This window comes from Streptomyces sp. NPDC050625 (genome assembly GCF_040654755.1).
GTDB lineage: Bacteria > Actinomycetota > Actinomycetes > Streptomycetales > Streptomycetaceae > Streptomyces.
In genome coordinates, this window is the sequence record NZ_JBFAIQ010000021.1 from 42,571 (window position 1) to 62,461 (window position 19,891).

Sequence of the window (19,891 nt, forward strand, 5' to 3'; positions counted from 1 at the left end):
GGTGCTCTGCTCCCTGGGGTCAGGACCGCGCGGGGTCGAGGGGGGCGCCGCGCCCCTCGACCCGCTCGAAGTCGGTGAGGTCGGCGTCGGCGTACTGGTCGACGTGCTGGGCGCGGGTGAAGGGCCAGATGATCGGGGTTCCGCCCTGGTCCGTGTACCAGTTGTCGCAGAGCGAGTAGGTGGTGTCCGGGAGGGCCGCGCGCACGGTTCCGCAGAACGCCTGGGTCGCTTCCTCGGTGGGGGCGAGCGCACACCCCTCCTGCTGCATGGTCTCGATCAGCCGCATCAGGAAGCCGACCTCGTCACGCAGGCAGGTCGGGATGGCGATCGAGTTCACCGGTGCGAACGGGCCGTTGAGCAGGAAGAAGTTCGGGAAGCCGGGCAGACCGACACCGCGGTAGCTGTAGACGCCCTCGGCCCACAGCTTGTCGACGGTCAGACCGTCCGGGCCGACGACGCCCATCGGGCGCATGTAGGCGTGGGTGTCGAAGCCGGTGGCGTACACGATGACGTCGAGCTTGTGCAGCTCGCCCTCGCTGTCCACGATTCCGGCCGGCTCGATCCGCTGCACCCCGCCGAAGACCGGCGTCACGTTCGGACGCTGCACCACCCGGTAGTAGTCCGGCGACTTGGGGATCCGCTTGCAGCCCAGCGGCTCCTTGGGAGTGAGCTGCTCGCGCAGCACCGGATCCGGGATCTCCTCGACCAGCTTGGCCCGGAACCGCGCGTTCATCTCCTCGCGCTCGGGCCCCGGGACCAGACGCCAGGTCTCCGAGCCGTCGGTCTCCAGGCGCAGTGCCGCCATCTTGCGGTCCCAGTGGCCCGCCAGCGCCGGCACGCGCAGCAGGAGCTTCTCCAGCAGGGAGATCTTCGGGTTCTCCTTCACCTGGATCCACTGCGGCGTCCGGATGAAGTGCTCGACGTGGTGGCCCCGCTTGCCCAGCTCGCTGACGATCTGGATGCCGCTGGACCCGGTTCCGACGACGCCGATCCGCTTGCCCTTGAGGTCGACCGAGTGATCCCACTCGGCCGAGTGCCAGCTGTGCCCGGCGAAGGTCTCGGTGCCGGGGAAGGCCGGGCGCTTGGGCACGTGCAGAAAGCCTGTGGCGGCGACCACGACGTCGAATCGCTCGGTGACCCCCCCGGGCAACGTGAGCGTCCAGGCGCCTTCCTCCCAGGTGGCGAGCTGGACCTCGGTGCGGAACCGGATGTGCTCCCGGATTCCGGTCTGGACGGCGAATTCGGTCAGGTAGCGACGGATCTCGCTGCCCGGCGCGTACCGCTTGCTCCAGTAGTGCTTGCGCGCGAAGGGGAATTCGTAGGAGCGAGTGATCACGTCGACGTGAAGGCCCGGGTAGGTGTTGTCGTGCCAGGTGCCCCCCGCACCCTCGCGCTTCTCGAAGATCGTGTAGTCGATCCCGGCGGCGGCGAGGTGGTGGGCCAGGAAGAGGCCCGACATCCCCGCACCGATGATGCCCACTCTCACGGTCGCCCTCCACTGCTCTAACTGATTAAGAACATTAATCTAACATAATTGCTACCACGCTTGAGCGTCCGCGTCACGTCACCCTGGTCACACGGCCCGTCAGCCGCTCGAACAGCGATGCCGACGCTCAAACTATGTTGATAGACATCCTACTATGGTGTTGCAGCCGCGTTCGAAGGTAGGATCGCGAAGCCTGACCTTGACTGGAGGAACCATGACCGAGACCGCGCCCAGGACCAAAGCGGCAACCGGCAACCCGGAGGACAAGAGCGGGGTCCGCTCGTACGACGTCGTGATCGTGGGCGCGGGACTGACCGGCATGTACCAGCTCAAGCTGGTCCGGGAACTCGGCCTGTCCGTCCGGGTCCTGGAGGCCGGGGACGGTGTCGGCGGCACATGGTTCTGGAATCGCTACCCCGGCGCACGGCTCGACTCGGAGTCGTACTCGTACCAGTACTCGTGGGACGAGGAGCTCCTGCAGGAGTGGAAGTGGAAGGAGATGTTCGCCGGCCAGCCCGAGCTGGAGGCGTACTACAACCGGGTCGCCGACAAGCACGACCTCCGCAAGGACATCGACTTCGGTACCCGGGTCGAGAGCATGGCCTTCGACGAGGAGACCGACCACTGGACGTTGCACTCCGCCGACGGGCGGACGTACGAGGCTCACGTGGTCGTGATGGCCAGCGGCATCCTCTCCGACCCGAACTTCCCGAAGATCCCCGGGCTCGAGAACTTCAAGGGCGAGTGGTACCACACCTCGCTCTGGCCCAATGAGAAGATCGACTTCTCCGGGAAGCGGATCGCCGTCATCGGCACCGGCGCCACCGGAGTCCAGGTGATCCCCGAGGTGGCCAAGACCGCCGGGCACCTGACCGTGTTCCAGCGCACCGCCAACTGGGCCGTCCCGCTGCGCAACCGTCCCCTGTCCGAGCAGGACATGGACGAGATCCGCGCGGGTTACCCGGAGATGTTCCCGTTCCTTCGCAGCTCCTTCAGCGGCTTCCTGCACACCTGGGACAAGACCAAGTCCACCGACGTCACGCCCGAGGAGCGGGACGCCCGCTACGAGGAGGCGTTCAACTCCCCCGGGTTCACCAAGTGGATCGGGCTCTACAACGACCTGGCCTACGACGCCGAGGCGAACAAGATCTACTGCGACTTCCTCGCCTCGAAGGTCCGTGAGCGGGTCAACGACCCGGAGACGGCCGAGAAGCTGATCCCGAACGACCACTACTTCGGCACCAAGCGGGTCCCCTGCGAGACCAACTACTACGAGGCCTACAACCGCGACAACGTCGACCTCGTCCTGCTCAAGGAGAACCCGATCAAGGAGTTCACCGAGAGCGGCATCCTCACCGCCGAGGGTGAGCTCGAGGTGGACATGATCATCCTGGCCACCGGGTTCGACGCCTTCACCGGCGCCCTGAACAAGATCGACATTCGCGGACTGGGCGGCCAGACCCTGCGCGACAAGTGGAAGAACGGCCCGCTCACCTACCTGGGCATGCAGGTCTCGGGGTTCCCGAACATGTTCATCGTCGGCGGCCCGCACGGCAAGGGCGGCCACGGCAACGGCCCCCGCTGCTCCGAGCCCGTCGTCGAGTGGGTCGCCCACGTCGTCGACGACATCTTCGCCCACCCGTGGCGCCGCGTGGAGGCCGATCCCGCAGCCGAGAAGGAGTGGACCGACAGCGTGGTCTCCACCGCCGAAGGCACGCTCCAGGCCTCGGCCAAGTCGATCTTCTTCGGCGACAACATCGAGGGCAAGCCGCGCGTCTACGTCGCCTACCTCGGGGCCCTGCCCGAGTTCGTCGACAAGCTCTACGACGCCCGCGAGGCCGGCTACCGCGGCTTCATCCTGAGCTGACTTGAAGGCTCCCCTCCCAGAAGGGAGGGGATTCTCCACCCTCCAGGGCCGATGTGGGGATTCACGGCTCAGGCCGCCTCTTGGTCCAGCGGACCAGGAGGTCTTACGCCCTCGGCACCGTCCGGGTTCCAACCTGCCCGGACCAGCATCACGCGGGCGGAGTTCTTGTCCCTGGGGGAGACGGCTCCGCACGCGGTGCAGGCATAGGTTCTCATCGAGAGAGGTAGTGCGTGCTTGGTTCTCGCTCCGCACTGCGCACAGTCCATCGTGGTGTGCGCCGGGTGCACGAGACGGACGTCCCGTGCGTGCTTGCGCCCCATCTCGACCAGAGCGCGTTTGGTTGTGCCGATGGCGGCATCGGCCGCCTTGCGGGCCATCGTGGTCTTCGCGAGGAACTTCGGCCGGAAGTCCTCCACCGCCACTCTGTCATGATCGCGCATGACGGCCTTGGCCCACTTGCGGCCGGTGTCCTCACGCTGCCGCGCGATCTTCCTGTGCAGCTTCGCCGCCTGTGCCTGCGCGGCCCGGTAGCCCGCGGATGCGGCCTGTCCCTTCGGACGCCGGCGCCGGGCCATCATCCGCTGGTAGCGGGCGAGCCCCTGCGCGGCCCGCTTGCCGTGCTCGGCATGCGGGAGATCGTAGGCGTCATCCGTGGTGATGGCCGTCTCCTTCACACCCCAGTCCACCCCGAGCACACGCCCCGTGAGGGCAAGCGGTTCGGTCCGCGCGGGGGCGACGAAGGAGGCGTACCAGTGTCCGAGCGTGTCCTGGTACACGCGCACACTCGACGGCTCGGCCGGAAGGTCCCGCGACCACACCACCGTCAGCACGATCCCGCCCGCAAGGTGCAGACGACCGTCCTTCAGACGGAAGCCGCGCCGCGTGTAGTTCAGGCTCGGGCGGCTGTCCCGCTTGCGCTTGAAGCGGGGCATCCCCGCCCGGCGGTGCACCGGAAGCCGGTCCTTGATGTCCTTCAACGCCTTCGCCCTCGACTTGGCGAAGCCCCGAATCACCTGCTGCTGAGGCACCGACGCACCCTCAGCCAGCCACGGCGTCACCCGACGCGCCTCGGTCAGCATCCTGTCCAACTGCGCCGGACCACACGTCAGCTTCTCACCGGACTCCTTGCTCTGCTGGTGGACCTGCTTCGACTTGGCCACGCACTCGTTCCAGAGCCACCGGCAACGGTCCCACTCCGCTTCAAGTGCGCGCCGCGCGGTAGCAGACAGGCGCACACGGAAGGAGTACCGGACATGCCCGATCTCCCCCGTGCTCGCGTCTGGCGTCATGCATCCGAACCTATACGGGAGGACTGACAGTTGAGGCCTCTTGATCGCCACGGGCTCGCTCACCTCGTCGCGGGTGGACGGTCTTTCGCCCTGGAAGCGAAACCTCTATTTCCTGTCCTGCTCCGCAGGAGTCCGATTCCTCCCCGGCCTGAAGGCCGGGGCATCCTCGGAGGAACCCGGTGACGCGTTCTGTCGTGCTGGTGCACGGCGCGTTCCACGGCCGCTGGTGCTGGGAACGCGTCGTGCCCCGCCTGTCGGCCCTCGGCGTCGCGGCCGTCGCGCCCGAACTCCCGTACACCTCGTGGGAGGACGACGTCGCCTGCGTACGCGCGGCGATCGCGGCCGCGGGCGGCCCGGTGCTCCTGGTCGGCCACAGCCTCGGCGGCGGTCTGGTCTGCGAGGCCGGCGCGGACCCGGCGGTGACGGCCCTCGGCTTCGTCTCCGCGCTGGTCGTCGGGCCGGGCGAGACGATTCGCGAGCGGCTCACCGCCGCCGGGGTGGCCGAGGAACTGCGGGACGGGTCCAACCCTGCGATCGGCGCCGCGATGCGGGTCGGCGAGGACGGGCGGATCGCCCTCGATCCCGAGGCCGCGGCGGCCGTCTTCTTCTCCGACTGCACGCCCGAGGACGCCGCGCTCGCGGCGAGCAGGCTGCGGTCGATCAGCCCGTCGTCACTGGGCGGGCGGCCGAGCCGGGCACCGTGGCGGGACAAACCGTCGAACTACCTTTTCTGCAGCGAGGACCAGGCGCTGGCCGACGAGGTGCAGGAAGGCTACGCCGCCGGGCTGACCGGGCGGCGAGACCGCCTGACCGCCTCGCACTCGCCGTTCTGGAGCCGTCCCGACGCACTGGCCGGCGTGATCGCCGACTGGGCGGCCGCGCCCGAACTGGAGGTACCCGAATGAAGCCGGAGCCGTTCGTCCTCGATGTGCCCGAGGCGGACCTGGAGGACCTTGACCGTCGACTGGCGCAGACGCGGTTCGCACCCGACGTCGACAACGCCGACGGACGCTACGGCGTCTCCACCGAGCGGTTGCGCGGGCTCGTCGAGCACTGGCGGCACGGCTTCGACTGGCGGGCGCAGGAGCGAGCGATCAACGCCCTTCCGATGTTCACCGTGGAGATCGACGGGCTGCCGATCCACTACGTCCACGTACGGGGGAAGGGGCCGGCGCCGACGCCGCTGCTGCTCAGCCACGGATTCCCGTGGACGTTCTGGGACTTCCACCGCATGATCGGACCGCTCACCGACCCGGCGGCGTACGGCGGTGACCCGGCCGACGCGTTCGACGTCGTCGTCCCGTCCCTGCCGGGATTCGGCTTCTCCTCGCCGCTGCCGCGCTCCGGCGTCAACTTCCTGACCACGGCGGACGTGTGGGTCACGCTGATGACCGAGGTGCTGGGCTACGACCGGTTCGCCGCACACGGCGGGGACTGGGGCGCGCAGGTCACCGCGCAGCTCGGCCACAAGTATGCCGACCGCCTGCTCGGCATCCATCTGACCAGTCTGATCTCGTTCCCCGCGGGGTGGAACTCCGACCGGCCGTGGAACCTGCTGCAGAAGGCGGCCGACGCCGCGAGCCCCGAGAACCGGGCCGCCGTCGTCGCGTGGGAGAAGCGGCGCGTCGGGCACCTGGTGCCGCAGATCGTGCACCCGCAGACGATCTCCCACGGCCTCAACGACTCCCCGGCCGGGCTCCTGGCCTGGCTCACCGAGCGGCGGCTGGCCTGGATGGACCACCAGCAGCCGGTCGACGACGTCTTCCCACCAGACTTCCTGATCACGACGGCGGCGCTCTACTGGTTCACGCAGACCTACCCGAGCGCGGCGCGGTACTACGCCGAGGCGGCCACCCACCCGTGGCAGCCCTCGCACGACCGGACACCGGTGATCCAGGCCCCGGCCGGGCTCTCCGTGTTCCTCGACGACAACCCGCCCGGGGCCCGCTTCGACTGGCTGCCGGCGATGTACGCCGACGTCGTACATCAGGTCGAACACAAGGTCGGTGGCCACTTCGGCGCCATGGAGCGCCCGGACGACGTGGTGGCCGACCTCCGCGCCACCTTCCGCACCTTGCGCTGAAGCGCACCGAAAGGAACGACGAACATGGGCCGAACCCCGAAGAACACGACCTTCGACTACGTCATCGTCGGGGCCGGTGCCGCCGGTTGTGTGTTGGCCAACCGGCTCTCGGCCGACCCGCACACGAGCGTCCTGTTGATCGAGGCCGGCGGCGACGACGGCCACCCCATGCACCTGGTGCCCAAGGGGTTCTACTTCACACTGGTCAACCCCAAGTACGCCAAGAACTTCGCCACCGTGGCTTTCCCGGACGGCCACGTCGAGCAGCTCCCCCGCGGCAAGGTGGTCGGCGGCTCGACGACCATCAACGGCATGGTCTGGAACCGCGGCTGGGCCAACCACTACGACGGCTGGGAGAAGGCCGGCAACACCGGCTGGAACTGGGCCCGCTTCCTCGACGCGTTCAAGCGCATCGAGCGCCACCAGCTGGGCGGCAACGAGGTGCGCGGCGGCAGCGGCGCGGTCGACATCGAGATCGCCGGTCCGCCCGAGGAGGCCTGCGACGCCCTGATCGCCTCGTTCGCGAAAAACGGCATCCCGTTCGAGCAGGACATGAACGCCAGCGGCGGTGAGCGCGCGTCCTACGTCGCGTCCAACACCCGCAAGGGCACCCGGATGAGCGCCGCCCGCGCCTACCTGCGCCCGGCCCGACGGCGTCGCAACCTGACCGTCGTCACCCACACCGAGGCCGAGCGGCTGATCCTGGACGGCACGCGCGTCACCGGAGTCCTGTGCCGGGCGCCGGGCGGGCGGGTCACCTACACCGCCACCCGCGAGGTGCTGGTCTGCGGCGGCGCGTTCGACTCCCCGCTGCTGCTGGAGCGCTCCGGGATCGGAAACCCCGATGTGCTGGCCGCGGCCGGCGTCCCCGTCCGGGTGACCAGCCCCAGGGTCGGCGAGAACTTCAAGGAGCACCGGGGCGTCCTGCTGCAATACCGGCTGACCGGGGTGAAGGGCTACAACGCCGACGCCGCCTCGGCCCCGCGCTACCTGTGGACCGGGTTCAAGTACCTGTTCAGCCGCAGCGGGATGGTCGCCCACGGCGGGTACGCCGTCAGCGGCATCTACAAGTCCGACCCGGCCTCGGAGTTCCCGGACACCCAGTGTTTCTTCACACCGATCTCGACATCGGCGGTGAATCCCATGACCGGGCGGATGGTGGTCGACAGGTTCCCGGGCGCGAAGTACGTCGCCCTGCCCATGTACCCGACCAGCCAGGGCTCGCTGCACATCACCGGCCCGAGCCTCGACGACGCCCCGCGCCTGGAGCCGAACTTCCTCAGCACCGAGGAGGACCGACGGATGCTGGTCAAGGTGGTGCGCCGAGCCCGGGAGATCGTCGCCACCGAGCCGTTCACCAAGTTCGTCGTCGAGGAGCTGCAGCCCGGACCGCAGATCACCGAGGACGACGAGATCATCGAATACGGGATCAACAAGGGCAACGCCGGCGCCCACGGACTGGGCACCTGCGCCATGGGACCGGACGCGGACGACGTCGTCGACACCTCGCTGCGGGTCCGCGGCACCCAGGGCCTCCGGGTGGTCGACGCCTCGGTGTTCCGCGACCAGCCCTCGGGCAACAACAACGCGCCGACCATGGCGCTGGCCTGGATCGCGGCCGACATCATCATGGCCGAGCGGAGCTGAACACGGGGAAGGCCCCGACGCCGCGGCGTCGGGGCCTTCCCCGTGTTCGGGCTCAGCGCTGGAGCAGACTGATCGCGCCCTCCGGGCAGGCGGCGGCGACGTCCTCGGCGAGGGCGCGCTCGTCGTCGCCGATCGCGACGTCCTTGACCTCGGCGTAGCCGACGTCGTCGCAGTCGAACCACTGCGAAGCAAGGGTGTAGCAGCGTCCGTGGCCGACACACAGATCGGTGTCGATCTTGAAGCGCAGCCCGGTCTTCTGCTCGGTGCTCTCGGACATGGTGGTTCCTCTCAGCGGGCGGCCGGCTCGATCTCGAGCGGCAGGTGGTAGAGCTGCTGCATGAAGCTGCCGTAGCGGTACTCCTCGACGAAGTCGTCGGGGATCCGGTACTGGGCGATCCGCTCGTGCCAGACCTCGAGGCCGATGCGCATCTCCAGCCGGGCGACGTGTGAGCCCAGGCAGCGGTGAACACCGAGGCCGAACGCCGAGTGCGGGACGCCGGTGCGGGACAGCTGCACTTCGGGGGCGAGTCGGCGGTCGGCGCCACAGCGAGCGATGAAGATCCGGTCGCCGGCCTTCACCGGGAAGCCGTTGAGCTCGGTGTCCTGCTTGGCCACGCGTCCGGCCGAGCCGCCGGTGTTGTAGTAGCGCATCAGCTCCTCGATCGCGCCGGGGATGCGGCTGGTGTCCTCGATCAGGAACTGACGGTCGCTCTTGTTGCGGGCCAGGTGCCACATGATGAACCCGAGCTGGCTCGAGGTCGTCTCCTGGCCGGCGATGAAGGCGAGCTTGGCCATGCCGACCAGCAGGTCCTCCGGAATCGGCTCGCCGTCGACCTCCATGTTGACGAATGCCGTGGCCAGGTCGCCCGGGTTGGGGTTGGTGCGCCGGTCGGTCATCGCGCCGCGGACGATCGTGTCGATCTGCCGCTCGATGTCGTTGCGCTCCTCCTGGGTCGGGAAGTCGAAGGTGGCCCGCTCGGCCAGGTGGAACATCCGGTCGACGTCTTCGGTGCCGATCCCCAGCCATTCCAGGAAGAACAAGGCCGGCAGCTTGGCCGCGAACTCCTTGGCGAAGTCGCAGCTGCCCTTCTCCAGGATTCGGTCGATGAGTTCGTGGCAGATCTCGCCGATCCGCGGCTCCAGGTGGGCCACGGCCTTCGGGCCGAACAACGGTGCCAGGGCCTTGCGGTACTTGGTGTGCACCGGCGGGTCCATCGTGATCGGCGGGACGTCGAGGATGACCTCCTGCTTGGTGTACACGATCGAGCTCGGCAGGTTGGACCAGGTGTGCGGGTCCTGCAGGACGTGCCTGACCGTGTCGTAGTCGGCCGCCACCAGATAGCCACGGTTGACCGGGCTGTAGAACAACCCGCCGACATCGGTCATCTCGTCCCACACCGCGAACGGGTCGACGCCGAGCCGCTCGTCCCCCTCCAGGTCCAGCTTGTGGATCGGGAGACCGTGGGCCTCGGCGCGCTCCTGCATCGTTGTCATGTCCGAACCTTCTCCATCCACTGGCTAGGCGGTTCTAACATAAGAGTACGGCGCGATGAACATTATTGGCTACCTTATTGGGCCGGGCGGTTCGCGGCCTGGATCAGCGAGAGATCCGCTCGAACATGCCACCGGAGCGGAACGACCGAGCCATCGAGCCGGCCAGGTACGGGTGCGGGTAGGCGAGCGGTACGGCACTGGCCTCGTCGAGGCGGGCGACCTGCCCCGGGGTGAGCTCGAGCTCGGCGCTGCGGAGATTCTCGGCCAGTTGGGCGACGCTGGTCGCGCCGAGGATCGGCACGACGTGGATCGGTCGGTGCCGCAACCAGGCGAGGGCGAGCTGAGCCGGCGTGACGTCGAGCTCGACGGCCAGCGCGCCCAGCGCGTCGAGCACGGTCTCGACGTCGGCGCCGTGCTGACCGCTCCAGGCCATGGCGGGCGAGCTCCAGACCTCGGCGGACAGGCGCGAGCCCACGCCCCCACCGGCGGCATACTTGCCGGTGAGCAGGCCGTTCTTGAGCGGCGACCAGGCCAGCACGGACAAGCCGAACTCCTGGGCCATCGGGAAGAACTCCGCCTCGGCGCTGCGGCCGAGCAGGCTGTACTCGATCTGCAGGCCTACATAGCGGGACCAGCCGCGCAGCTCGGCCATCGTGTTGGCCTGGGCGACCACCCAGGCGGGCGTGTTGGAGACCCCGACGTGAAGCACCTTGCCCGCGCGGACCAGGTCGTCCAGGCCGCGCATCACCTCGTCGACCGGAGTGAGCAGGTCCCAGGAATGGACGACGTAGAGGTCCAGGTAGTCGGTGTTCAACCGGCGCAGTGAACCCTCGACCGACTGGACCATGTTCTTGCGCTGGTTGCCGCCGGCGTTGGCGTCGCCGTTGCGCGGCGCGGAGTTCGTGTACTTCGAGGCGATCACCACCTCCTCGCGATGCCCGGCGACCAGCCCGCCGATGATCCGCTCGCTCTCGCCGCCGGCGTACTGGTTGGCGGTGTCGAGATAGTTGCCGCCCACCGCGCGGAAGGTGTCGTAGAGCTCCTTGGCCGTTTCGGCGCTGACGCCCCAGCCGTTGGTGGCACCGAACAGCATCGTCCCGAGCGCGACGTCGGAGACCCGCAGCCCACTGCGGCCCATCAGCCGATAATTGAGCATGATTGCATCATAGCAGCAACACGATTAAAATTCGGGATATGACAATAGCGCCGGACCCCTGCCGCCTCCAGGAACTGATCGACCGGCAGGACATCCACGATGCACTGCTGCGCTACACCCGCGGGGTCGACCGCCTCGACGAGGACCTGGTTCGCTCGGCCTACTGGCCCGGCGCGATCGACGACCACGGGGTGTTCCGCGGGACCGTCGAGGAGTTCATCACCTGGGCGTTCGCCGGTCACCGCAAGGCGCACCACGGCGAGCAGCACTACATCACGAACCACACCTGCGACCTCGACGGCGACATCGCGCACACCGAGACCTACTTCGTCATGGTCGGACGCAACCGCACCGGCACACCCGTGACGCTGCACGGCGGTCGGTACATCGATCAGTTGGAGAAGCGCGACGGCGAGTGGCGGATCGCGCATCGCGTCTCGATGGTCGAATGGGTCGGCGGCGTGACCGAGCCCGATCTGCCCCCGGTGCAACGGGAGGAGAACGGCATCGTCGCGCGGGACCGCACCGACACGTCGTACGACCGTCCGCTGCTCACCGAGGCGCGACGCGCGCGCTGACCATCGCGTAACGGACCACCGCCCCGACGACGCCGGCACCGGCGACCAGCCCGGAGAGCACCACCGCGGTGCGGGGGCCGAAGGCGTCGCCGACCCAGCCGACCACCGGCGCGACCAGTGGGACGCCGCCGACGAAGACCATGAGGTAGAGCGCGGCCACGCGGCCTCGCAGGGCAGGCGCGCTGCGGAGCTGGACCGCGGCTGAGGCCAGGGTCCCCGCGGTGAGGAAGGCCGCACCCGTGAACGGGAGGACGGCCGCGTACGTCGCGAAGGTCGGCATCAGTCCGGAGGCGACGGTGAGCACGGCCAGCACCAGCCCCGCCAGGACGATGTGACGCAGGCGGGCGTCGCCACGCCGTCCGGCGACCAGCAGCGCCCCGGCCAGCGAGCCGGCCGCCAGCAATGAGCCGAGCAGGCCGAACGCCTCCGACCCTCGGCCGAACTCGACCTGGGCCATGAGCGCGCTGGTGATCTGGAAGTTCATCCCGAAGCCGCCGACGAAGAACACGCAGAGCAGGACGACCTGCAGGTCCGGACGGCTACGGACGTAGCGCAGTCCTTCGGCGGCGGCGCCGCGGTGGTCGCCCAGCGGTGCGGTGCGCTGCAGGCGGTCCCGGTCGAGTCTCGCAAGGGCGAGCCAGGAGGCGCCGAAGCTGGCCGCGTCAAGGAGCATTACCCAGCCGGTCGCCCGCGTCCCGGCGCCCCAGGCGGCGATCAGCGCCCCGGCCGCGGCCGGCCCGAGCAGCCGGCCGGCGTTGAACGAGGCCGAGTTCAGCGCGACGGCGTTGCCGAGCCGCTCGTGGCCGACCAGCTCCGGGACGATCGTGTGCCGGGCCGGGGCCTCCAGCGCTCGGCCGACGCCCGAGGCGAAGGCGAGCAGGTGGACCTGCCAGGGGGCGACGGCGTCGAGCACGGCCAGGACCCCGAGTACCGCGGCGGGCACGGCCATCACCACCTGCATGACCCGCAGGACGGCGTCCTTGGCGAAGCGATCGGCCAGTACGCCGGCGTGGGCGGAGAGCAGGACCGTCGGCAGAAGCTGTAGTGCGACGGTGAGCCCGACGGCCAGCCCGTCGCCGGTGAGCAGCAGGACCAGCCAGGCCATGGCCGTGTTCATCATCCAGGTGCCGACATTGGAGATCAGGGCCCCGGCGGCGTAGAGCCGGTAGTTGTGCTCGGCCAGCGAGGCGAAGGTCCGCCTTCGCGCGGTCACCGTGTGGAGACCACGGTGGTCTTCAGCTGCGTGTAGTGGAACAGCGACTCGAAGCCCTTCTCGCGGCCCAGTCCACTGGACTTGTAACCACCGAAGGGCGTCTCGATGCCGGTGCGGCCGCCGTTGACGATCACCTGCCCGGCGTCGATGCGGGAGGCCACTCGCAGGGCCCGGGCCGAGTCGGCGGTCCAGACGCCGGCCACCAGGCCGTACTCGGAGTCGTTGGCGAGCGACACGGCGTCGTCCTCGGTGGTGAAGCGGGTGACGGCGAGCACGGGACCGAACACCTCTTCGCGGAAGATCCGCATCCGGGGGGTGACGTCGGCGTAGACGGTCGGCTCGACGTAGCGGCCGGCGGCAAGCTCGCCGGTCACGGCGTGGCCGCCGGTGACCAGCCGTGCGCCCTCGTCCCCCGCGATCTCGAAGTACTCGACGACCTTCGCGAACTGACCTTCGGTGGTCATCGGAGCCAGGTGCTCGCCCGGCGTCCGGGCCCGCATCTGCTCGGCTACACGCTCCAGCACGGCGTCGTGGATCTCGTCCTGGACGAGCAGGCGGCTGAGCGCCGCGCATTGCTGCCCGGCACCGACGCAGATGGTGAGGGCACCGGCCACGGCGCGATCGAGGTCGGCGTCGGCGAAGACGACGTTGGCCGACTTCCCACCGAGTTCGAGGATGACCGGAACCAACCGACGCGCTGCCCCCTCGGCGACCCGCCGCCCGGTGGCGACCGAGCCGGTGAAGGCGACCAGGCGGACGTCGGGGTGGTCGACCAGGGCAGCGCCGACGTCGGGGCCGGTGCCGACGACGACGTTGACGACGCCCGCGGGGATGCCGGCCTCCTCGCACAGCCGCGCCAGCATCAGCGTGGTCGAGGAGGTGAACTCCGAGGGCTTGACCACGACGGTGTTCCCGGCCGCGAGCGCGGCGGCCATCCCACGTGCGGCCTGGGTGAGTGGTCCGTTCCAGGGAGTGATCATGCCGACGACGCCGTACGGCTCGCGGCTGGTGAAGGCGTGGTCGCCGGCGCCGAGGTTGATCGTCTCGCCGAACAGGGCGCGTACGACGCCGCCGTAGTACTCGAAGTAGTCGGCGGCGACGTTCAGCCCGCCGCGCATCTCGGCGACGAGCTTGCCGGTCTCCTCGACCTCGGTGGCGACGAACTCGTCCTGTCGTTCACGGAGCCGACGGGCGACCTCGGCGAGCAGGCGGCCGCGGTCGACGGGAGCGCGGTCGGCCCAGTCCCGGGCCGCCGCCCGGGCGGCGGCGACGGCGGAGGCAACGTGCTCGGGTCCTCCCAGCGCGACGCGGGCGATCACGGCGCGCTCGAACGGCCCCTCGATGACGAGCGTCTCCTGCGTCCCCCGCGGCACGCTCTTGCCGTCGATCCAGTGGTCCAGCTCGCGCGGCATCCTGCCTCCTAGGCTGGGCCGTCCGGCCCTCACCATAATTCAATCATGGCTTTACCATCATTGATATGGCGGCCGGTGTGATAGAACCTTAACTAGAGCATTATAGGAAGGTTTGGCGACATGACCAACAGCCCGGAACTGCCCGCCCTCGACGGCGTCCGTGTCCTCGACGCCACCCACGGCATCACCGGGCCGCTGGCAGGCATGGTGCTCGGCGACTTCGGGGCCGAGGTGATCCGTCTCGCCGCGCCGCACGACCCGGAGGACCGCACCCGGCCCGGGGCTGTCGCATGGCACCGGAACAAGACCGTCGTCCCCCCGGAGCGAGGGCCCGCCCTGGCCGCAGCCGCCGACCTCGTCCTCACCTGCGACGGCGCCACCGCCGCCGCGCTGGGCCTCTCCCTCGATGCCGAACCGCCCGCCGGCGTCGTCCACCTTCATCTGCCGCTGTGGCACGAGGAACTGGATCTCGACCCGTTCACCCGCGACCGCATGGTCTCGGCCGAGTTCGGGGCCGCCCGGCGGCAGACGTCGTTCAGCGGCGGGCCGGTCGACGAGGTCTACCCGTTCCTCGCCTACATGCAAGGGGTGTGGGGCGCCACGGCAGGCATAGCCGCGCTGGTCGAGCGGGCGCGCCGAGGGCGCGGGCAAAGGGTCGTCGTCGATCCGCTGCACGGCTCGATGGTCACCGTGATCACGACGATGCTGGTCAGCCCGGACGAGCCACTGCCCGACACCACTGTCGGGCCCGGTGGCCCCAACCCCACCTTCGGGACCTACCGCTGCTCCGACGGCGACTGGCTGTTCGTCGGCGCCCTCGGCTCGAAGTTCCAGGACCTGCTGTTCGACTGTCTCGGCACCACCGACATCGTCCACGACCCCCGGATCGAGAACGTCCGCGAGCGCCTCTACGCGCCCGACAACCGCGGCTGGGTCCGCGCCCGCCTCACCGAGGCCTTCCTCACCCGGGACCGCGCCACCTGGCTGGCCGAACTGGCCGAGGCCGGGTGCCCGGTCAGCCCGGTCGGCGACCGGGACGACTGGCTGGACCATCCCCAGGTCGCGGCGCTGAACCAGCGTCTGGAACTCGACGATCCCCTGGTCGGCCCGGCCGTGGTCACCGGCGTCGGCGCCGACCTCTCGCGCGGCGCCCTCCGCAGTCACACCGCCCGGCAGTTCGCCGACGACGCCGTGTGGGCACCTCGCAGGTGCGAACAGCCCGAGCCGGTATACCCCGCAGGCACCGGCCCGCTGGCCGGCATCACCGTCGCCGACCTGGGCACCGTGCTGGCCGGCCCGTACGCGGGCATGCTGCTGGCCGCGCTCGGCGCCAATGTGCTCAAGGTGGAGACGGTCAAGGGCGACGAGCTGCGGCTGCGCGGCTACGGCATCGCCCGCGGGCAGCGCGGTCTGGGTATCGACCTGCGCCACCCCGACGGCTACGCCGCCTTCCTCCGTGTCGTCGCGAGCAGCGACGTCGTCCTGGACAACTACCGCCCCGGCGTCCTCGACCGTCTCAAGATCGACGACGCCACCCTCCGAAGCGTCAATCCGGAACTCGTGACGACGTCCATCACCGGCTACGGCGCGACCGGCCCACTCGGTGGCCACCCCGGCTACGACCCGGTGGTCCAGGCCCTGGCCGGGATCATGAAGGCCCAGGGCGGCCCCGACGAGCCGGTCTTCTCGACCCTGGCGATCAACGACGTCACCGTCGCCTGCCTTGCCGCCCTGGGTACTTGCGCCGCGCTCTACCAAAGGTCCGTCGGGCGGGGCGGGCAGCACGTCAGCACGTCGCTGGCCACCGCCGCGACCTTCATGCAGAGCGGCGAGCTCGTCCGCTACGCCGGCCGCCCCCCGGCCGAGACCGGCGGCCGCGACTTCCCCGGCCCGAGCCCGGCCTCCCGCTTCTACGCCTGCGCCGACGGCTGGGTCCGTGTCCACCGCATCAGCGATGAGCTCATCCCGAGGCTCGCCACTCTCACCTCGGACGAAGTGGTCAAGCTCGTCACCGAGGCCGGCGGCGCCGCCACCCGCGCCCGCGACTTCCGTGAGGTCGTGAGCGACCCGCAACTCCTCGGCGACGGCCATGTCGCCGAACTCGTCTGGCCCGACGGCAACTCGACGTTCCTGCCCCACCGTCTCGCCACGTTCAGCGCCCACGCACCGTACGAAGTCATGCGCGCGACCGGGCACGGCGAGTACTCCCGCGAACTGCTGGCCGAGGCCGGGCTGGAACCGCAGGAGATCGATCACCTGATCGACGCCGGAGCGGTCGTCGTAGGCGAGCCGATGCACTCTGTCGTGGGCGTCGGCTACCGCTGAGCGGGCACGGAGACGGTGGCGGTGCCCGGCGCCGAGACGACGCCGTCGCCGTCCTCCACCCACACCTCGAGATCGGCGAACACCCGCTCGGTCCCGGGCCGCACCGCGAGCACCCGCGCCTTCACGTCGAACACGGCGTTGCGGAGCGTCGGCGCCCGGAACCGCAGCGCCACCGCCTCGATCCTGCCCTCCGGCGGCAGCCACTCGCGCAGCAGCCGGTGCACATAGGACCACTGCAACCGGCCCATGATGATCGCGCCCGGGTAGCCCGCCGCGCGACCGGCATCGTCGTCCATGTGGATCGGGACGAACTCGTCGTTGACGGCGGCGAACCGGTTCCACTCCGGGAAGCCGCTGCTCCGCGGCCCGGCGGCCACCTCCTGGCCCACGCTGAACATCGCCGTCTCCCTCAGTAGCGAATGGCGGTCTGGTGCTCGACCTGCACGCGCTCGCCGTCCTGGTTGGTCCACACCGACTCGGTGACCGAGACGAGCATCGGGCCCATCCGGCCGGTCTTCTCGGCGTACGAGACCAGCCGGGTCTCGGAGCGGATCACGTCTCCCGGCCGGATCGGGACCCCGTAGCTCACCTCGGTGCCGCCGTTCACCTGGTTGTGCAGACCGGGACCGGCGATACCGATCGCCTTCTCCATCCGGTCGGTGTCCCTCAACTCCGGCACGACAAGCGGCTCCCGTTGCGACGCCACCGTCCACGCGAACGGATTGAACTCCTCGGGTGCGACGATGCCGCCCGGCGTCGTCTCGTCGCAGAACCGGCGCGGTGGCGGGTCGGGGTAGTGCACCGCGATCGCCCAGCGGCGGATGTCCGAGGCTGCGACCGGGTAGGAGACCTTCCAGTCGATGACGGACCCGACGGCGGCCGCCATCTCCGAGCTGACCAGGCTCATGACTACCGGTCCCGGTGATCGCTACGTCCGGCGACCTTGGGATGGGCGTACGGGTGGGCGGCGACGACGGTCGGCGGCTGCTCGGCCAGCAGTCCCGCGGTGGCCCGCCGGTAGGCCTCGACCACACGGTCCTCTTCCGCGTAGTCGAACGGGTCGACCAGATTCCCGGCGGCGCCCTCGTCCGGCGGATTGTCGAGGTACCAGCGCACGGTCTCGGCCAGCGCCCGGGCCGCCGGCACCGGCTCGACGTAACCGAGCAGGTCGGCTGCCTTGTGGCTGTTCACCAAGAGGTGGGCGTCGTGGGAGATCGGGAACAGCCCCCGCCCCGGGCCGGCCAGCTCGAACGGCATCGACACGGGCTGCAGCGAGCCGCCCGCCGCCGCCGCGCAGATCTCGACCCACTGCCGCACGGTGAACTGGTCCCGGTCGCCGACGTTGAAGATCTCCCCCGCCGCGGCCTCGGGCCGGTCGACCGCGGCCAGCAGGTGGGCCGCCGCGTTGACCGCCGCACAGCGCGTGGTGATGGTCAGCCCGGCGTCGGGGACGATGATCCGGTCCCGGCCGTCGCGCACCCGGCGCACCACCGACCACTCTCGTGGGTAGACCTGCCGCGGGCCGTAGATCGTGGGATAGCGGAACAGCGAGGCGCGGAAGGCGCCTTCGGCGTGCAACGCCATGACGTGCTGCTCGGTGGCCCTCACCTTGCGGGCGAACCCTTCGCCGGTGGTCTCCTCCACCGGCTCGGCCCGTCCGACGTCGGCCGTTTCTTCCCGGGCGAGCACCGGCATCCCGTGCGGCTGGAGCCGCCCCGGCTCGTGGTACCCGGCGTAGACGGGCAGGCCGCTGACGGCGACCAGGTCCCCGCAGCGCCCGGCCAGGGCGTCGGCCACCAGGCGCAGCCGGCCGTAGGTCGCGACAACGACGTCGAACGACCGCCCCGCCAGCGCTTCGTCCAGCGGCTCACGGAAGTGGGGGTCGGCGTGGACGTGCTCGTAGCCGTCCAGTTCGGGCGCCTCGTGGGTGCCGCGGTGCAGCAGGGTGACGGCGTACCCGCGCTCGGCCAGCCCGGCGGCGACGTGCGGGCCGGTGGGGCCGCTGCCGCCGACCAGCAGCGCGGTTTTCGCTTCCATTCTTGCAGCATAACTTAACTAAGACATAACTTGAACTGTATTGTGGCGCAGGCCTTCGACGGAGAGGACCAGCCGATGCGGATCGACCTCCAGGAACCGGGACTGTGGCGGGCCGACGGCTCGCCCTACGAGCAGTTCGCGTGGCTGCGGGAGAACGACCCGGTGCACTGGCACCGGGAGCGCGGTGAGGGCCCGGGGTACTGGGCGCTCACCCGGTACGCGGACATCAAGGCGCTGGAGACGGACTCCGAGACCTGGTCCTCGGCCGGGTCCACACTGATCGAGGACTACGAACCGGTCGGCCGTGACGGTTACCGGCTGCTGATCAACTCCGACCCGCCGGCCCACACGGTACGGCGGAGATTCGTCGGCCAGGAGCTCACCCCGATCGCGGTGAAGTCACAGGCCGCACACGTGGAGGACGTGGTGACCGACGTCCTCGACGAGGTGATCGAGCGGGGCGAGTGCGACCTCGTACCGGACATCTCCGGCCGCTTGGCCAGCTTCGTGATCGCCGACCTGCTCGGAATCCCTCGCAAGGACGCCCTGGAGCTGTTCTTCGCGGCCGAGATCCTGGTCCGCGGCTTCAGCGTCCACGAGAGCCCCGGGCTGGAGGCGGCGCAGACCGTGGCCCGGTTCGGCGCCGAACTCTGGGCGGACCGCTCCAGGAACCACACCCCGGACGTCCTCGGCCGCCTGGCCCACGGTGAGGTCGACGGGAAGCCCATGGACGAGGAGCAGTTCACCCTCGACTTCTTCCATCTGATCACCGCGGGAAGCGACACGTCCCGCAACGTCGTGTCGACCGGGATGATGGCGCTGTTCGCGCACACCGCCCAGCACCAAAAGCTCATCGACGACCCGTCGCTGGTACCTGGCGCGGTCGAGGAGATGCTGCGCTGGAACCCGCCGATCGTCTACCAACGCCGCACCGCCACCAAGGACACCGTGCTGGGCGGTCAGGAGATGCCCAAGGGCGCGAAGGCGGCGGGCTACTACGGAGCCGGCAACCGGGACCCACGGGTGTTCGAGAACCCTGAGACGTTCGACGTGACCCGCCGTCACAACCCGCACCTGACCTTCGGCGCCGGACGGCACTTCTGCCTCGGCTCGCACCTGGCCCGGCTGGAGCTCGTCACCATGTTCACCGGCCTGGTGACTCGGTTGCCGGACCTCGAGCCGACCGGCCCGGCCGTGTGGCACCCGCTGGAACACGCACCGACCGTGGTCGGGCCGGCCTCACTGCCGGTGCGGTTCACCCCGGGCCGGAAGGTCGGCGTCGCAGCCCGATGAGAACGGCCGGC

General features: G+C 69.8%; 17 protein-coding genes. 7 read left to right on the forward strand and 10 right to left on the reverse strand.

Annotated elements, in window-relative coordinates:
- Positions 1-19 precede the first annotated feature (19 nt).
- Positions 20-1,486, reverse strand: a complete 1,467-nt coding sequence (locus AB0I54_RS33940; RefSeq protein WP_363300084.1) for an NAD(P)/FAD-dependent oxidoreductase — start codon at positions 1,484-1,486, stop codon at positions 20-22.
- 214 nt (positions 1,487-1,700) lie between these two features.
- Between AB0I54_RS33940 and AB0I54_RS33945 the strand changes: the two genes are divergently transcribed.
- Entirely contained in the window at positions 1,701-3,353 is a 1,653-nt protein-coding gene (locus AB0I54_RS33945) for an NAD(P)/FAD-dependent oxidoreductase (RefSeq protein ID WP_363300085.1), read from the forward strand.
- 68 nt (positions 3,354-3,421) lie between these two features.
- On the opposite strand, the gene AB0I54_RS33950 is transcribed toward AB0I54_RS33945, so the two are convergent.
- Positions 3,422-4,642 carry a transposase gene (locus AB0I54_RS33950; protein WP_363300086.1) on the reverse strand — a complete coding sequence of 407 codons (1,221 nt, stop codon included), beginning with the start codon at positions 4,640-4,642 and terminating at the stop codon, positions 3,422-3,424.
- Positions 4,643-4,821: 179 nt separating this feature from the next.
- On the opposite strand from AB0I54_RS33950, the gene AB0I54_RS33955 reads away from it, so the two are divergent.
- Genes AB0I54_RS33955 through AB0I54_RS33965 form a run of 3 tightly spaced genes read left to right on the forward strand, consistent with a single transcriptional unit; the run spans position 4,822 to position 8,372 of the window.
- Positions 4,822-5,547, forward strand: a complete 726-nt coding sequence (locus AB0I54_RS33955) for an alpha/beta fold hydrolase (RefSeq protein WP_363300087.1) — start codon at positions 4,822-4,824, stop codon at positions 5,545-5,547.
- Positions 5,544-6,725: an epoxide hydrolase family protein gene (locus tag AB0I54_RS33960; RefSeq protein WP_363300088.1), complete on the forward strand. Its 1,182-nt coding sequence runs from the start codon at positions 5,544-5,546 to the stop codon at positions 6,723-6,725. Before AB0I54_RS33955 ends, AB0I54_RS33960 begins: the two co-directional genes overlap by 4 nt.
- A 24-nt stretch (positions 6,726-6,749) precedes the next feature.
- Entirely contained in the window at positions 6,750-8,372 is a 1,623-nt protein-coding gene (locus AB0I54_RS33965; RefSeq protein ID WP_363300089.1) for a GMC family oxidoreductase N-terminal domain-containing protein, read from the forward strand.
- A gap of 52 nt (positions 8,373-8,424) precedes the next feature.
- Here AB0I54_RS33965 and AB0I54_RS33970 read toward each other — a convergent pair whose 3' ends face one another.
- The 3 genes from AB0I54_RS33970 to AB0I54_RS33980 all read right to left on the reverse strand — a co-directional run bounded on the left by AB0I54_RS33970 (position 8,425) and on the right by AB0I54_RS33980 (position 11,022).
- Positions 8,425-8,649 (reverse strand): ferredoxin, encoded by a 225-nt coding sequence (locus AB0I54_RS33970; RefSeq protein WP_363300090.1) that lies wholly within the window; start codon positions 8,647-8,649, stop codon positions 8,425-8,427.
- An 11-nt stretch (positions 8,650-8,660) separates the two neighbouring features.
- Positions 8,661-9,866 (reverse strand): cytochrome P450, encoded by a 1,206-nt coding sequence (locus AB0I54_RS33975; RefSeq protein WP_363300091.1) that lies wholly within the window; start codon positions 9,864-9,866, stop codon positions 8,661-8,663.
- A gap of 103 nt (positions 9,867-9,969) precedes the next feature.
- The gene (locus tag AB0I54_RS33980; protein WP_363300092.1) at positions 9,970-11,022 is read right to left on the reverse strand and encodes an aldo/keto reductase; all 1,053 of its coding nucleotides are present in this window, start codon (positions 11,020-11,022) and stop codon (positions 9,970-9,972) included.
- Positions 11,023-11,060: 38 nt separating this feature from the next.
- On the opposite strand from AB0I54_RS33980, the gene AB0I54_RS33985 reads away from it, so the two are divergent.
- The gene (locus AB0I54_RS33985; protein WP_363300093.1) at positions 11,061-11,600 is read left to right on the forward strand and encodes a nuclear transport factor 2 family protein; all 540 of its coding nucleotides are present in this window, start codon (positions 11,061-11,063) and stop codon (positions 11,598-11,600) included.
- On the opposite strand, the gene AB0I54_RS33990 is transcribed toward AB0I54_RS33985, so the two are convergent.
- Together AB0I54_RS33990 and AB0I54_RS33995 are read right to left on the reverse strand one after the other, a co-directional pair.
- Positions 11,575-12,813, reverse strand: coding sequence for an MFS transporter (locus AB0I54_RS33990; RefSeq protein WP_363300094.1), 1,239 nt, complete (start codon positions 12,811-12,813; stop codon positions 11,575-11,577). The two genes, AB0I54_RS33985 and AB0I54_RS33990, sit on opposite strands and share 26 nt — an antisense overlap.
- Positions 12,810-14,225, reverse strand: a complete 1,416-nt coding sequence (locus tag AB0I54_RS33995; RefSeq protein ID WP_363300095.1) for an aldehyde dehydrogenase family protein — start codon at positions 14,223-14,225, stop codon at positions 12,810-12,812. Before AB0I54_RS33995 ends, AB0I54_RS33990 begins: the two co-directional genes overlap by 4 nt.
- 120 nt (positions 14,226-14,345) lie before the next feature.
- On the opposite strand from AB0I54_RS33995, the gene AB0I54_RS34000 reads away from it, so the two are divergent.
- A complete protein-coding gene (locus tag AB0I54_RS34000) occupies positions 14,346-16,550 on the forward strand; it encodes a CoA transferase (RefSeq protein ID WP_363300096.1) in 2,205 nt (734 codons plus the stop codon).
- Here the strand turns inward: AB0I54_RS34000 and AB0I54_RS34005 are convergent.
- The 3 genes from AB0I54_RS34005 to AB0I54_RS34015 are packed head-to-tail and all read right to left on the reverse strand — an operon-like array spanning position 16,541 to position 18,587.
- Positions 16,541-16,948: a MaoC/PaaZ C-terminal domain-containing protein gene (locus AB0I54_RS34005; protein ID WP_363300097.1), complete on the reverse strand. Its 408-nt coding sequence runs from the start codon at positions 16,946-16,948 to the stop codon at positions 16,541-16,543. The genes AB0I54_RS34000 and AB0I54_RS34005 overlap by 10 nt on opposite strands.
- An 11-nt stretch (positions 16,949-16,959) precedes the next feature.
- A complete protein-coding gene (locus tag AB0I54_RS34010) occupies positions 16,960-17,457 on the reverse strand; it encodes a MaoC family dehydratase N-terminal domain-containing protein (RefSeq protein WP_363300098.1) in 498 nt (165 codons plus the stop codon).
- Positions 17,458-17,459: 2 nt separating this feature from the next.
- Positions 17,460-18,587, reverse strand: coding sequence for an NAD-dependent epimerase/dehydratase family protein (locus tag AB0I54_RS34015; RefSeq protein WP_363300099.1), 1,128 nt, complete (start codon positions 18,585-18,587; stop codon positions 17,460-17,462).
- Between the two features lie 75 nt (positions 18,588-18,662).
- Here AB0I54_RS34015 and AB0I54_RS34020 point away from each other — a divergent pair, with 75 nt between their 5' ends.
- Positions 18,663-19,880 carry a cytochrome P450 gene (locus tag AB0I54_RS34020; protein ID WP_363300100.1) on the forward strand — a complete coding sequence of 406 codons (1,218 nt, stop codon included), beginning with the start codon at positions 18,663-18,665 and terminating at the stop codon, positions 19,878-19,880.
- Positions 19,881-19,891 lie beyond the last annotated feature (11 nt).